This is a genomic window from Polaribacter sp. HaHaR_3_91 (genome assembly GCF_019278525.1).
Lineage (GTDB): Bacteria > Bacteroidota > Bacteroidia > Flavobacteriales > Flavobacteriaceae > Polaribacter.
Window position 1 is genome coordinate 2,013,069 of record NZ_CP058986.1, and the last position, 12,985, is coordinate 2,026,053.

17 protein-coding genes are annotated in these 12,985 nt (G+C 28.7%); 5 read left to right on the forward strand and 12 right to left on the reverse strand.

The features are described from left to right. Positions 1 to 2 precede the first annotated feature (2 nt). From H0I27_RS08340 to H0I27_RS08350, 3 genes are all read left to right on the forward strand, one after another. Complete coding sequence (locus H0I27_RS08340) at positions 3 to 131, forward strand: DUF2256 domain-containing protein (protein ID WP_218733562.1); 129 nt, start codon at positions 3 to 5, stop codon at positions 129 to 131. Continuing rightward, positions 128 to 1,609 (forward strand): cryptochrome/photolyase family protein, encoded by a 1,482-nt coding sequence (locus tag H0I27_RS08345; protein WP_218733564.1) that lies wholly within the window; start codon positions 128 to 130, stop codon positions 1,607 to 1,609. The genes H0I27_RS08340 and H0I27_RS08345 overlap by 4 nt, the downstream gene beginning before the upstream one ends. A 121-nt stretch (positions 1,610 to 1,730) precedes the next feature. Then, the gene (locus tag H0I27_RS08350) at positions 1,731 to 2,222 is read left to right on the forward strand and encodes a CIA30 family protein (protein ID WP_218733566.1); all 492 of its coding nucleotides are present in this window, start codon (positions 1,731 to 1,733) and stop codon (positions 2,220 to 2,222) included. Positions 2,223 to 2,259: 37 nt separating this feature from the next. On the opposite strand, the gene H0I27_RS08355 is transcribed toward H0I27_RS08350, so the two are convergent. Continuing rightward, positions 2,260 to 2,943: an SDR family NAD(P)-dependent oxidoreductase gene (locus H0I27_RS08355; RefSeq protein WP_218733568.1), complete on the reverse strand. Its 684-nt coding sequence runs from the start codon at positions 2,941 to 2,943 to the stop codon at positions 2,260 to 2,262. Between the two features lie 103 nt (positions 2,944 to 3,046). Between H0I27_RS08355 and H0I27_RS08360 the strand changes: the two genes are divergently transcribed. Further along, positions 3,047 to 4,297, forward strand: a complete 1,251-nt coding sequence (locus H0I27_RS08360; RefSeq protein ID WP_218733570.1) for an FAD-dependent oxidoreductase — start codon at positions 3,047 to 3,049, stop codon at positions 4,295 to 4,297. Positions 4,298 to 4,529: 232 nt separating this feature from the next. On the opposite strand, the gene H0I27_RS08365 is transcribed toward H0I27_RS08360, so the two are convergent. The 8 genes from H0I27_RS08365 to H0I27_RS08400 all read right to left on the reverse strand — a co-directional run bounded on the left by H0I27_RS08365 (position 4,530) and on the right by H0I27_RS08400 (position 10,308). Beyond that, a complete protein-coding gene (locus H0I27_RS08365; RefSeq protein ID WP_218733571.1) occupies positions 4,530 to 4,988 on the reverse strand; it encodes a DUF2062 domain-containing protein in 459 nt (152 codons plus the stop codon). 139 nt (positions 4,989 to 5,127) lie between these two features. Beyond that, entirely contained in the window at positions 5,128 to 5,673 is a 546-nt protein-coding gene (locus H0I27_RS08370; protein ID WP_218733573.1) for a YceI family protein, read from the reverse strand. Between the two features lie 59 nt (positions 5,674 to 5,732). Further along, on the reverse strand, positions 5,733 to 6,200 hold the full coding sequence (locus H0I27_RS08375) for an OB-fold putative lipoprotein (RefSeq protein WP_218733575.1): 468 nt from the start codon (positions 6,198 to 6,200) through the stop codon (positions 5,733 to 5,735). A gap of 73 nt (positions 6,201 to 6,273) precedes the next feature. Continuing rightward, positions 6,274 to 6,555 carry a hypothetical protein gene (locus tag H0I27_RS08380; RefSeq protein ID WP_218733576.1) on the reverse strand — a complete coding sequence of 94 codons (282 nt, stop codon included), beginning with the start codon at positions 6,553 to 6,555 and terminating at the stop codon, positions 6,274 to 6,276. A gap of 15 nt (positions 6,556 to 6,570) precedes the next feature. After that, positions 6,571 to 7,152, reverse strand: coding sequence for a sigma-70 family RNA polymerase sigma factor (locus H0I27_RS08385; RefSeq protein ID WP_218733578.1), 582 nt, complete (start codon positions 7,150 to 7,152; stop codon positions 6,571 to 6,573). Between the two features lie 240 nt (positions 7,153 to 7,392). Then, positions 7,393 to 8,787 carry a tRNA uridine-5-carboxymethylaminomethyl(34) synthesis GTPase MnmE gene (mnmE, locus tag H0I27_RS08390; protein ID WP_218733580.1) on the reverse strand — a complete coding sequence of 465 codons (1,395 nt, stop codon included), beginning with the start codon at positions 8,785 to 8,787 and terminating at the stop codon, positions 7,393 to 7,395. Positions 8,788 to 8,882: 95 nt separating this feature from the next. Next, positions 8,883 to 9,758, reverse strand: a complete 876-nt coding sequence (locus H0I27_RS08395; RefSeq protein WP_218733582.1) for a mechanosensitive ion channel family protein — start codon at positions 9,756 to 9,758, stop codon at positions 8,883 to 8,885. Between the two features lie 49 nt (positions 9,759 to 9,807). Beyond that, positions 9,808 to 10,308 carry a Dps family protein gene (locus H0I27_RS08400; RefSeq protein WP_218733584.1) on the reverse strand — a complete coding sequence of 167 codons (501 nt, stop codon included), beginning with the start codon at positions 10,306 to 10,308 and terminating at the stop codon, positions 9,808 to 9,810. Between the two features lie 172 nt (positions 10,309 to 10,480). On the opposite strand from H0I27_RS08400, the gene H0I27_RS08405 reads away from it, so the two are divergent. Further along, a complete protein-coding gene (locus H0I27_RS08405) occupies positions 10,481 to 10,819 on the forward strand; it encodes a DUF4870 domain-containing protein (protein WP_218733586.1) in 339 nt (112 codons plus the stop codon). Between the two features lie 404 nt (positions 10,820 to 11,223). Here H0I27_RS08405 and H0I27_RS08410 read toward each other — a convergent pair whose 3' ends face one another. The 3 genes from H0I27_RS08410 to H0I27_RS08420 are packed head-to-tail and all read right to left on the reverse strand — an operon-like array spanning position 11,224 to position 12,663. After that, the gene (locus H0I27_RS08410) at positions 11,224 to 11,655 is read right to left on the reverse strand and encodes a DUF4268 domain-containing protein (protein ID WP_218733588.1); all 432 of its coding nucleotides are present in this window, start codon (positions 11,653 to 11,655) and stop codon (positions 11,224 to 11,226) included. A 3-nt stretch (positions 11,656 to 11,658) separates the two neighbouring features. After that, positions 11,659 to 12,072: a hypothetical protein gene (locus H0I27_RS08415; protein WP_218733590.1), complete on the reverse strand. Its 414-nt coding sequence runs from the start codon at positions 12,070 to 12,072 to the stop codon at positions 11,659 to 11,661. A gap of 9 nt (positions 12,073 to 12,081) precedes the next feature. Then, the gene (locus tag H0I27_RS08420) at positions 12,082 to 12,663 is read right to left on the reverse strand and encodes a tRNA-(ms[2]io[6]A)-hydroxylase (protein ID WP_165731051.1); all 582 of its coding nucleotides are present in this window, start codon (positions 12,661 to 12,663) and stop codon (positions 12,082 to 12,084) included. Between the last annotated feature and the right edge of the window lie 322 nt (positions 12,664 to 12,985).

Genomic DNA, 12,985 nt, shown 5'->3' on the forward strand with positions numbered 1-12,985 from the left:
GAATGAAAAAACAACATCTTCCTGAAAAAATATGTATCGTTTGTGAACGACCATTTACATGGCGTAAAAAATGGGAAAAGAATTGGGAAGCTGTAAAGTATTGTAGTGAACGTTGTAGAAGAAATAAATGAAAACAATCAATTTAATATTTCCGCATCAATTATTTGAAGAATCTCCAATTTTTCAAGTAGATGCACCTGTCTATTTAATAGAAGAATATTTATTTTTTAAGGAGTATTCTTTTCATAAACAGAAAATAGCATTTCATAGAGCTACCATGAAACGGTATGCTGATTTTCTTCAGAAAGAAAAAAATATTGATGTACATTATATTGAAGCAATAACATATACTTCCGATATTAGAGAATTGATTCCTGCTTTAAAGCAAAAAGGAATTGAGCATATTAACTATATAGACCCAACAGATAATTGGCTTTATAAAAGAATAGAAAAAGTGTGCTTAGAACATAATATAACTTCTACAATTTATGATTCTCCTCTGTTTTTAAACTCAAAAGAAGAGTTGCAAGTTTTCTTTAGAAAGGATAAAAAGAAATACCATCAAACAACTTTTTATACCGATCAAAGGAAAAAACGAAATATTCTTTTAGAACCCGATGGAAAACCAACAGGAGGAAAATGGACTTTTGATACCGAAAACCGAAAGAAATATCCAGCTAAAAAAACACCACCGTCAATTCAGTTTCCTAATGTTGATGCATATTTTAAAGAAGCACAGCAGTATGTGAATACTCATTTTTCAAAGAATTTAGGGGATTTAACAAATTACGCTTTATATCCAACTGATTTTAAAACGAGTAAAAATTGGTTACATCAGTTTTTTGAACAGCGCTTTATTGAGTTTGGGGTGTATGAAGATGCTATTGTTGCTGAAAATTCAATATTAAATCATAGCGTGTTAACACCAATGCTTAATGTTGGTTTAATAACGCCTAAATATATAGTTGATGCTTGTTTGTTATTTGCAGAAGAAAATAATATTCCTATTAATTCTACAGAAGGGTTTATAAGGCAAATTATCGGATGGCGAGAATTTATAAGAGGTATTTACGAAGCGAGAGGAAGTGAAGAAAGGACTACCAATTTTTGGAAATTTACAAAGAAGATTCCGAAATCGTTTTACGACGGAACTACAGGTATAGCTCCAATTGATCAGACGATTAAAAAAGTATTAAAAACAGGATATTGTAATCATATAGAACGTTTAATGGTGTTAGGTAATTTTATGATGTTAAGTGAATTTGATCCAGATGAGGTATACAAATGGTTTATGGAATTATTTATAGATGCTTATGATTGGGTAATGGTGACTAATATTTACGGAATGAGTCAGTTTGCAGATGGAGGTTTAATAGCTACGAAGCCTTATATAAGTGGTAGTAATTATCTTATGAAAATGAGTAATTATAAAAAGGGAGAATGGCAAGCAACTTGGGATGGTCTTTTTTGGCGTTTTATGAATACACATCGTGATTTCTTTTTGTCGAACCCAAGATTAGGGATGTTAGTGCGTATGTTTGATAAAATGCCTTTAGAAAAACAAGAATTACATATTAAAAATGCTGAGAGGTATCTTTTAAAACTTTAAAAAAGTCATATAGAGAAAGGAAAAAATATTGCTTACAATAGTAATAGTTATATTGGTATAGGTTTATTTTTTTTAAGGAATGCTAAATAAATATACTCAATAATTTAATTTTAAAAAAAATATGGAACAATTAGTTATTTTTGATAGTAATACAAATCGTAATGCTGATAATTGGAAGATTATTAATGATGCCGTAATGGGGGGTAAGTCGTCTGGATTATTTTCTTTAAAAGAAAATGGTAATTGTGTTTTTAGTGGAACTGTGTCTTTAGAAAATAATGGCGGATTTTCTTTGTTGAGGAATCGTTTTGATAAAATAGTACCGAACAAATATTCTAAAGTTATTATTAGAGTTAAAGGAGACGGAAAAAGATATCAATTTAGAATAAGAAGTAAAGTAACAGATGATCATGTTTATATCGCTTTTTTTGAAACGTCTAATGAATGGGAAGAAATTGAAATATTGTTATCAGATATGTATCCTACCTTTAGAGGTAATAAATTACAAAAACCAAATTATAGTAAAGAGAGTCTAGAAGAATTAGCTTTTTTAATTGGTAATAAAAAGGCTGAAGGTTTTAAGTTAGAAATAGAGGCTGTTATTTTAGAATAATAACAGCCTTATTTTTTATCGTTTTGTTGAGGTTCAATTATATTTTAAACGATACAATACCGCAATCCATTTCAAATATTTGACCAGAAAAAGAAGCTGCATTGTCAGATAATAAGAATTCAGCGGTTGCAGCTACTTCCTTGGGATTTAAAAATCTTTTTAAAGGATGTCTTTCTGTTATTTTTTCAATCATTTTATCATTTCTTAATAATTTAGAAGACAATTCTGTATCTGTTATGGTTGGTGCAATTGCATTAACTCTAATTGTTGGAGCCAATTCAGCACCTAATGATTTAACCAAACCTTCTACCGCAGATTTAGAGGTTGCAATACTTGCGTGAAATGGCATTCCTAACTTAGAGGCAACAGTGCTAAATAATAATATGGATGGATTAATTCCTTTTTTTAATTGTGGTAAATATTTTTGAATCGCTTTTACGGCTCCTAAAACATTAATTTCAAAATCGTCTCTAAAATCACTTAATTTTAATCTAGAGATAGGTTTTAAATTAATACTACCAGGGCAATAAACAAGACTGTCAACATTAGCCAAATCTGGTAATTCGTCAGTAAGTATATCGCAATTAAAATGTGTTAAATTAGGGTGTTCATCTTCGAGTTTTGTTCTACTTATATTTATAACCTTGTTTTTATCCAAAAGTGAATTTACTATTTCGTGGCCAATACCTTTGCTTCCGCCTATTATTAATATATTTTTCATTATTTCTTTTTTTAAATAAATACGTATAAATTATTCTTGTATTACAACAAAAATACATAATTTTGTTTAATACTTTTTATTAAAAGTTAAACAAAATAAAGATATGAAGAAAGAAGATCATAAAATATATATCATTGGTGCGGGTATTAGTGGTTTAATAGCAGCTACTGTACTTGAACAAAATGGGTATTCTCCTACGATCATAGAAGTTACAGATAGTGTTGGAGGAAGGGTGAAAACAGATTTGATAGATGGTTATCAATTAGATCATGGTTTTCAAGTCTTACTTACAGCGTATCCTGCAGCTCAAAAATATCTTGATTTTAAATCTTTAGAATTACAATATTTTTTACCAGGTGCCACTATTTTTAAAAACGGAACGCAAACCACTTTAGGAGATCCTTTTAGAGATATATCGTTACTTTTTTCAACTTTATTTTCTGGTATAGGCAATTTTTCTGATAAAATTAAAATATTAAAACTGAATAAGAAGCTGAAGCAAAAAACGATGTCAGAAATATTTTCTTGCAAAGAGCAATCTACATGGTCATATTTAGAAGAGTTTGGTTTTTCTTTTAGGATGATAAATGATTTCTTTACCCCATTTTTTAGCGGGATTTTTCTTGAAAACAAATTAGAGACATCTAGTAGAATGTTCGAATTTGTCTATAAAATGTTTCAGGAAGGTTATGCTGCTTTACCCAAAAAGGGTATTGGAGAAATTCCTAATCAATTATATAGAAACTTAAAGAGAACTACTTTTAAGTTTGATACTAAAGTAGTTTCAATAAAAGAAAGGAAAATAACTTTGGATAATAATACAATATTAGAAAGTAATTTTACAATATTGGCTACAGAAGCGCATGGTTTAATTCCTAATATGAAACATCAAAAAATGGCATGGAGCTCTTGCGATACATTCTATTTTGAAATCGAAACTCGAACTATTAAAAAACCTTTAATCGGTCTTATTCCTAAAAAAGGCACTTTGATAAATAACATTTTTTATCATACAAGTTTAAAAACAACTAAGCATTCAAATAAAGAATTACTTTCTGTTACTGTGGTTGACAATCAAAATTTATCAAAGAAGGTACTTCTTGAGCGTGTACAAATAGAATTAAAGAAATATTGCAATATTGATGTTGTAAGATTTATAAATCAATATAGTATACCTTTTGCTTTACCAAAATTAAGCAATTTAAAATACGAAATGGCACCATCAGAAACAAGATTAACGCGAGGAGTTTTTTTGGCCGGAGACACATTATTAAACGGTTCGTTAAATGCAGCTATCATTTCCGGAGAAAAAGCTGCACTAGGAGTTATAGAAACGATATCAAACATGCCTTAATATTTATATCTGTGATAATTTTATTAACCACGTTTAATCTTTTAACTACAATATTTAGACTTAAATGTTATCAACTTTATATCTAAATTGAAGTATCCCTGTTTGATCACTTGCTGAATCTTAATCTATTATAATCAATCTATTAAGGTTTTTGATGGAGTTCAAAAAAGACTGATTTAAAATATAATAATAATTAAATATATAGCAATTGCAAAGAAAATTTCTTTTGATTTTATAGTTGATTATTTGGTTTTAACGTTTTCGTTTTTAATAAAATTATGGTCATAAAGCCTAATGGAAGTACAATTAATAGCCAACCGGTAATGCCGCAAATCAATTCAAAAAATAAACGCTTTATGGTATCTAAAAAAGAGACATTAAAAGCTGTTTTAATTTCTTCTACTGTTAATAAAGTATGATTGGTATTCATAATGCTTTCACCAATATGTATAAACGGTAAGAATAACATAAACTGTAATGGAGTTGCTATAAAGTTTACTGCAATCATAATTGGTAAATTCAATTTAAATTTAATTGAAACATATGTGAGTATTATAGTTGTTATACCATAAAAAGGAATAATAGTAATAAGAAGACTAATGATAATTGCTTTTAATATCGATTTCCAATGCAACCCTTGTTGAAAAGGTGCTTTAATTTTTTGAAAGATCTTTTTAAAATTTAATTGCATTGTAAAAATTTTAGTATTGTTTTATTATATAGACTTAATTATTTAGATTACTTACACTTTTTAGTTAAAAAAAAACCAAGATAAAATACGATATCTTGGTTTTAATTATAATTAATAATACGATCTTCTTAGGAAGTTATTAATAATTTGCTTCAACAGTTACTTCCACAGTTTTAGAAATGTTTGTTGAAGGTTTTCCTTTTTCAAAAGCCACTTCATAATCTGCCAATGTAATATTGAATTTAGAAGTAAGATTAATTTTACCTTCAGCTATTGTAAATTTTACATTTTCAGTTATTGGTTTACTAACACCGTTAATAGTTAAGTTGCCTTTTACTTTGGCAGTATAAGTACCATTTTTACTAAACTTTATAGCTTCAACATTAACTACTTTTCCTATTAATTTTGCTTTAGGATTTGCTTTTGTATTTAAAAATTTTTTACTGTTAAAATGTTTTTGCATTAAAGATTTTTCAAATTCAAAACTTTGCATTGGTACAGAAAATACAATATCACCAGTACTTGGATCTATGGTGCTTACGGCTTTATAATTATTGGCTTCAATATCTTCTGCTGGTGTTGTAGAGAAAAATTTCATGTGGGTATTAGCACTTACTTGTTTTTGAGCAAATGCAGTTAAAGAAATGGCTATTACTGCGACGATTGTTAAAAATGATTTTTTCATGTTATTAGAATTTAATTTTAATTATTATTTGTTTGAATTATTTTGTAGTTACTCTTAATTTATTTTGTGATAACATCACACTTTTCAAGTATCACGTTTTCGTACATATCTAAATCAGCATCAAATGCTGCTCCAGATCGTATTACACCTTTTACGGTGATTTTGTCACCAATTTTAATGTTTAAAGTATGTGAGTTAGTTTCTGCTGTGAATGTGCAACTTACACCTGCTTTATCTGAGTCAGATTTTAATAGAATAACTTTTTGTTTATTGAAGTCTTCAGAAATTTTAGCAACAATACCTTTAATTTCAAGCACTTTAGAGTTGCCTTCTTCGTCTAAGTATTTATTGTTTGCTTTTTGTGAATCTGTTAGATATTCATTTACAATTTCACTTGCATTATAGCTGAAATCTGTAGTAGTGTTTTGAACATCTCTGTGAGGTTGAAAGAATAGTACTGCAGCTATTATACCTGCAATTACAATTCCTAGACCTAAGGCGATAATTATTTTTTTCTTAATACTCATTTTATATCCTATTTTTTGGGTTACAATAGAATAGACTCTGAGTTTTAATTTACTGACAAAAAAAAATTAAAAATTATTGTTTTTTTATTTTTTCGAGGATTTTAGATTTCCTATCTGCTGAGAGTTGAACCTTGTTATGAGGCTGTTTTTGGTTATATAACTTAACTACAGCTTGGTCTAAAAATTTTGATTGTTCTTCATAAGCTTTGCATGTTTTGCAGATAGATTTGTGCAATTTTAATTTCGTTTTTTCTATTACCGATAATTTAGAAAACGTTTTTTTATCTATTAACTCAACTGTCTTTTTACAAGAGTTGGTTAATTTATTCAATATTCTGGGTATTGTATTCTTCATTTAATTATCTCTTTATCAAGCCCAATTAGTTTCTAAACACTCTTTTAGCAAAAGTTTGGCTCTGTGTATTATCTGCCAATAATTAGACACAGTTACACCCAAATCCTGACAAATTTCATCGGTCTTTTTACCCGTTAAATATTTTGAAGTGATGGCAACATTCCACTTTTTCGGTAAACCACTAATGCAATTTGCAAAAACTCCATTAAAATTTTCATTATCTAATAAATGTTCCTCATTATCCCAAATTGGGTCTACTTTTCTATCTTTCCAACTATTGGTTTCATCAAATAAGTCATCGGATAATTGAAAACCTTCTTTTTCAGAAATTTTAAATTCATGCTTTTTAATTTTAGCATTTTTTCGATAAAAGTCTATAATTTTGTTATTTAAAATAGTAAATAACCATGTTTTAGGTTGGCTATTTCCTTTAAAACTATCTATTTTATGATAAGCAGACATAAAGGTGTCTTGCACTAAATCTTCAGCAATTTCTTTTACAGAAGTTTTATATAATGCCCAAGAATACAATGTGTCACTATATTCATTAACCCAATTTTCAAAAATAATTTTAGGTTTTTCTGTTTCAACTTCCATTAAAATATTGGTTAGTACTATTTATAAATCAAATATACTATTTTAAATTTATAGGTAAAGGTATCTAATTTTCAGCTAAATAAAATTAGTATGGTTTACAAAGTAAAATGCTATAAATATATCTACATTTTAAAATTGGTCTAACGGAAAGTAATTTCATTCTGTTAGTTAAGTAATGAAACCATATTTAAGATATATGGCAAACAAAATCCTACTAAAGGAAGCTAAAAGATAACAAATCTATTTCCCGATACAAAAGTTCCCGAAAATATGCCCTAAAATATCTTTATCAACATCATATTCACCGGTAATATTGCCAAGGTGACGCAAACACTCTCTAATATCGATAGAAAACAAATCAGTAGAAATTTCTAGATCGATACCTTCTTGCACAGAAGAAATTGCGATTAAAGCATTGTTCAGCGCCTCAAAATGTCGCGAATTTGTAACAATCGTTTCATTGTTACTTAAAGCACCAATATTAACCAAAGAAGTTAGTTCGTTTTTTAGTTCTTCAATTCCGGTTTTGTTTTTAGCAGAAAGTAGAATTAAATTATCAATTTCAGACTGTAAAATAGAAGAATCGCTACAAGATAAAGTATCAACTTTATTAGCAATCACTAATAAGCGCTTGTTAGGGAAGCGTGTTTTTATAGTTTCTATTTCTTCTAAAAACTCTTCACTAGCATACGCGTATTTATTTGAGTCAATTAAGAAAATAATCAATTGGGCATTCTCTGCTTTCTCGTACGCTTTTTTAATCCCGATACTTTCTACAACATCTTCCGTTTCTCTAATTCCTGCAGTATCAATAAACCTAAAAGCAACACCATCAATAATCATTTCATCTTCAATAGCATCACGTGTTGTACCAGCAATATCAGAAACAATGGCTTTTTCTTCGTTTAAAAGTGTATTTAATAAAGTAGATTTTCCTACGTTTGGTTCTCCAATAATAGCAACCGGAATTCCGTTTTTCATGGCGTTTCCAAAAGAAAAGCTATCAATTAAACGCTTTAGAACAAAAGTGATTTTAGCAACCAATTCTTTAAACTTCGTTCTATCAGCAAATTCTACATCTTCACCAGAAAAATCGAGTTCTAACTCAATTAAAGCAGCAAAATCTAACAACTGAACACGCAAGTCTTTCAATTCATTTGTAATTCCTCCTCGCATTTGTTGAATTGCCATTTGATGGCTAGCAGCAGAGTTAGAGGCAATAACATCGGCAACAGCTTCTGCCTGACTTAAATCCATCTTACCGTTTAAAAAAGCACGCATGGTAAATTCACCGTTATCAGCCATTCTACAACCATTCTGTAAAAATAACTGAATAATTTCTTGCTGAATAAAGCTAGAACCATGACAAGAGATTTCAACTACATTCTCTCCTGTATAAGAATTAGGATTCTTAAAAACAGATACTAAAACTTCATCAATAAGGATTTCGTTTTGTACAATATGCCCTAAATGAATGGTATGTGTTTTCTGGTTTTTCAGTGTTTTACCTTTTTTAATCGATCTAAAAAAAGAATCAACAATAGTAATGGCATTTTCGCCAGAAAGTCTAATCACAGAAATTGCACCAACACCAGCAGGAGTTGCCAAAGCAATAATAGTATCGTTTTTAATCATATTGCAAAAATACACAAGATTTTACAGAAAAATAAAAAGCTCAACACAAAATGTGCTAAGCTTTTTAAGTAATTGGGGGAATAAAGTTTATAGGTTTAAGATTGCTCTTTATCAACAATATTCTTGATGTCTAACCTTTGATTTGGTAATATCTCTAATGTTCTCATAGGGAACGGGATACTAATATTTTCTTTATCAAAAGCTTGCTTAATTTTTATAATAGCGTCGCTCTTGGCTTTTAGTTTTTCTAATGCATTTGTAGAATCTATCCAAAATCTACATAAAAAATTAATAGAACTGTCTCCAAATTCAGTGAAGTAAAATTCTACATTTTTACCCAATTCATTCTGACTAAAATTAGAGCCAATCACTTCTTTTGTTAAAGCTTGCACTTTTTCTAAATCCGCACCATATTCTACACCACATTCTATAGAAATTCTCATTTTGGTAGTTAAAGAATAGTTTTTAAAAGGGCTTTCTAAAATAGTTTTATTGGGTATAACAACCATATTATTATCTGCCTCTTTAATAACAAAGTAATTTAAATTAATATCTATTACTTCGCCAGAATAGCCATTGGTCTCTACCCAGTTACCAATATTTAAGTTTTGCCTAAAGGATAAAACAACACCAGAAATGGTGTTAGACAATGTACCTTGCAATGCCAAACCAATTACAATACCAGACACACCAGCAGCAGAAATAATGGCTTTTAGGGTGTCATCAAATTTTAATACGGTCATTGCCAAATATAGACCTACTAAAATAGTTAGGGCAGAGGCAAATCTAGAAACTAAATCTCTAACAGATTTTTGTCTTATTTTTTTTCCTATCGTTTTGTTTACAATAGAATTCATTCCTCTTGAAGCAAAATAGGCTACAAATAGTACAACTACTGCAATAGCAATATTGGGAATATTTTTGATAAAGACATCTTTCCAGATCTCTAGTTTTTCAGTTATTTTATCCATTTTTTAATTAAGTGATGAAATTATTTTGAAGTAATGTAAGCTAATTTTATTATTCTACAAAACTACTGTCCAATACGTCACTCGTGTTTTTAGACCATGCATTCAGCATCCAAGAAGATTTTTCTAGCTCTCTAATGTATGCTCCAATTAAATCTGCCGTACCTTCATCTTCGACCTCATTGGCTTTCTTTATTACTTTAGAAAGTTGTGTTAAAATTATATTTTGATCGTTTTTTAAAATGTTTACCATTTCAACATCAGTTAATAATGGACTAGATTCTTTAACGTTAGAAACTTCTATGTAATCAGACAATTTACTAATTGGGTGGTATTTTAAGGTGACTATTCTTTCTGCAATATCATCAATTTTAAGTTTTGTATCATTATACATGTCTTCAAATTGATTGTGTAATTCAAAAAAGTTTTTACCTAAAACATTCCAATGAAAATTTCTTAATTTCTGATAATACACTTGGTAATCTGCCAACAGTACATTTAATTCTGATACTACTGGTAATGCTTTGTCTTTGTCAATATTTAAGTAATTCATAATATATGTTTTTAAGTTCCATACAAAATTACAATCAATGCATAGTTTGTCTTTGCTCAAATAGAATACATATTAACTCAAATACTTTTTTATAAAATAACAACTCAAAATATGTAACAAAACAAACTTTTTTAAGTCTAATAAGTACACAACTAAAACTTTATATATAAAAATGAAAGAAGATAAACAGCTATTAGTACTTACACATTTAAGTCAATTATTAGATTTTGTAACCGGCATTGGAGGCTTTATAGTTCCTTTAATTTTATGGATCACAAAAAAGGATGAAATCTTTGGAATGGATGCACACGGAAAAGCAATTCTTAATTTTAGAATCTCTATGTTTATTTATATCTTAATTTGTATTCCCTTAATTTTTCTTTTCGGATTAGGAATTTTAGGGTTCATTGTAATCGGGATTTTCTATTTAATTTTTCCAATTATAAATGCCATAAAAGTAAATAATAATGAAGCTCCAAATTATCCTTTGAGCATTACATTTATAAAATAGAAAAAGAAGAAATTTGCTTATTAAAATCGTCCATTTTTAGGACGATTTTTTTTGTTGTAAATATGATTCCTAAGTTGGGCGTTCCCTAAAAAGGTCAGGCTTTACACTATATCTTTTTGTAAAAACAAAAAGGATGCCGCTCCAATCCTTAACGCAAACAAATTATAGACTATAAGAAAAATTGATAGTTGTCTTTTTAATAGTTGTTTTTATTTTTATGGATTTTAAAGTCAATTAGTTAAGTGTTATTCGTTTAAGTTTTAATTTAACTTTATTTTTATTAGTTTATAGTCGTTTTTTATCACAATAATTACATTGTAAACGACAATACGATCAATAAAAACACCATTTAAATCACAAAATAAGAAGTAACTATTTGAGTAAAAGTTTAAAAATATATAAGATTAAATGTTCTTTATAATATCTTCATATTCGTAAAAAAAGAGCTCGAATTTAGGCATGGTTTCCATGTAAAATTCAAAACAATCTCTCCAAGAATTTTTATTATAAACGCTAAATTTTCCTTCAAAAGGAACATAAATTCTATGAATTATTTTACCACTTTCTAGCTCAAATTCATCGTTAAAAATCACCTCTGGTAATTCAGTTTCTAGCAACGTTTTTAAAGATAACATTTGGTCATAATACAGCAGGTTTACCAATTCATCTGGGTGCTCAATGTCTAAACAAACCATAGCTTGTTTTCTTTCGGCAACAAATTTAAAAGAGAAACCTTTAATTTTAGTGTTGTATAATAACCATTTTCTAGGGAAAGATTTCCCAAAACTAGTCCAAAAATCTTTTCGTAAAAGTGCTGATTCTTCTTTAGAGAACATTTGTTATTTTTTATTCTGTGTAAATATGTGGACCTTTTCTGTGCTAAACCCAGTAGAAAACCAGGTTCTATAATATAAAAGATCTGTATTAAAATTAGTAGCAATAAGATTGGCAATTGCTTCTAATTTGGTGTTGTTAAAATCAGAATTCGATTTATCAATGTTTAAAACAATTCCAAAATTATGCTCTTTGGGTACATTATCATCCCATTCGTTTAAGACTCCAACTTTATAAGGTTTGTTTATATGATAATCAATTCCGTTACAATTAATTTCTGCGCTTTCTGTTTCATCTTCGGAAATAAAAGTCATTTTAGGTAATGATAAAACCGAACTAAATTGCTCACAAAACTCTTTTAAACTCACATCTACAAAAGCAGAAAAATGTTCAATTTTAGAAATATTATCTATATCCATATCTAGTGTTTATCCGTGTATTTTAGCTGTATTACCACGTTCTTTCATTAATTCTGCTTCAAAAGCTAATAAGGCATTCCATTTTTCGTTAACAATCTCTTTGTCTTGGTATTGACGTGCAAACTGTAAAAAAGTAGTATAATGTCCTGCTTCAGAAATCATTAAGTTATTGTAGAATTTAGACAATTCTTCATCTTCCATATTTTCAGAAAAGACTTTAAAACGCTCGCAACTTCTTGCTTCAATTAGGGCAGCAACTAACAAACGCTGAATTAAAGCATCGGTTCTGTCTCCTGTCTTTTTAAAGAATTTTTGCAATCGGATAGCATAATCATTCTTTTGCTCACGTCCCAAAACCATTCCGCGTTTTACCATTAATAAATGCACCATTTTAAAGTGTTGCATTTCTTCAATAGCAATATTGCTCATTTCCTTTACCAACTCTGTCTCTTCAGAATAATTAATAATAATAGAAACGGCATTGGAAGCTGCTTTTTGCTCTAAAAATGCATGGTCTGTAAGTATTTGCTGTAAATTGTCTTTGGCTATTTCTGCCCAAGAAGTTTCGGTTTCAAATTGTAATCCTAACATACTTTTATATTTTTTTGTAATCTAAAGCTCAAATAAGCTAGAGATTTAATTTTTTAGCATTTACAAAGGTTTTCTATCTACTTTAAAAATAGGGCAAGCATTTGTATTATAATTAGGTAATACGGTTGCTATAATAACCTGTTTTACAAAATAGTGTACCTTCAAAAAAAATTGAACGTCAAAAATAGTGCAATTTTCATTAAAAAGTACCTTACATTTTTTATTTACTTGTGGTGTGCTATGTTTAAAAATATTCGTTTTGTAAATGTATTTCGTTAGAAATCAATAAAAGTTGTCTTCAAACAAAAGAATTATAGAGGAG

Excerpts from the sequence above, each read along its gene's own strand:
- H0I27_RS08340 (WP_218733562.1), top strand. The coding sequence starts at position 3 with ATGAAAAAACAACATCTTCCTGAAAAAATATGTATCGTTTGTGAACGA.
- H0I27_RS08345 (WP_218733564.1), top strand. The coding sequence starts at position 128 with ATGAAAACAATCAATTTAATATTTCCGCATCAATTATTTGAAGAATCT.
- H0I27_RS08350 (WP_218733566.1), top strand. The coding sequence starts at position 1,731 with ATGGAACAATTAGTTATTTTTGATAGTAATACAAATCGTAATGCTGAT.
- H0I27_RS08355 (WP_218733568.1), bottom strand. The coding sequence starts at position 2,943 with ATGAAAAATATATTAATAATAGGCGGAAGCAAAGGTATTGGCCACGAA.
- H0I27_RS08360 (WP_218733570.1), top strand. The coding sequence starts at position 3,047 with ATGAAGAAAGAAGATCATAAAATATATATCATTGGTGCGGGTATTAGT.
- H0I27_RS08365 (WP_218733571.1), bottom strand. The coding sequence starts at position 4,988 with ATGCAATTAAATTTTAAAAAGATCTTTCAAAAAATTAAAGCACCTTTT.
- H0I27_RS08370 (WP_218733573.1), bottom strand. The coding sequence starts at position 5,673 with ATGAAAAAATCATTTTTAACAATCGTCGCAGTAATAGCCATTTCTTTA.
- H0I27_RS08375 (WP_218733575.1), bottom strand. The coding sequence starts at position 6,200 with ATGAGTATTAAGAAAAAAATAATTATCGCCTTAGGTCTAGGAATTGTA.
- H0I27_RS08380 (WP_218733576.1), bottom strand. The coding sequence starts at position 6,555 with ATGAAGAATACAATACCCAGAATATTGAATAAATTAACCAACTCTTGT.
- H0I27_RS08385 (WP_218733578.1), bottom strand. The coding sequence starts at position 7,152 with ATGGAAGTTGAAACAGAAAAACCTAAAATTATTTTTGAAAATTGGGTT.
- mnmE (WP_218733580.1), bottom strand. The coding sequence starts at position 8,787 with ATGATTAAAAACGATACTATTATTGCTTTGGCAACTCCTGCTGGTGTT.
- H0I27_RS08395 (WP_218733582.1), bottom strand. The coding sequence starts at position 9,758 with ATGGATAAAATAACTGAAAAACTAGAGATCTGGAAAGATGTCTTTATC.
- H0I27_RS08400 (WP_218733584.1), bottom strand. The coding sequence starts at position 10,308 with ATGAATTACTTAAATATTGACAAAGACAAAGCATTACCAGTAGTATCA.
- H0I27_RS08405 (WP_218733586.1), top strand. The coding sequence starts at position 10,481 with ATGAAAGAAGATAAACAGCTATTAGTACTTACACATTTAAGTCAATTA.
- H0I27_RS08410 (WP_218733588.1), bottom strand. The coding sequence starts at position 11,655 with ATGTTCTCTAAAGAAGAATCAGCACTTTTACGAAAAGATTTTTGGACT.
- H0I27_RS08415 (WP_218733590.1), bottom strand. The coding sequence starts at position 12,072 with ATGGATATAGATAATATTTCTAAAATTGAACATTTTTCTGCTTTTGTA.
- H0I27_RS08420 (WP_165731051.1), bottom strand. The coding sequence starts at position 12,663 with ATGTTAGGATTACAATTTGAAACCGAAACTTCTTGGGCAGAAATAGCC.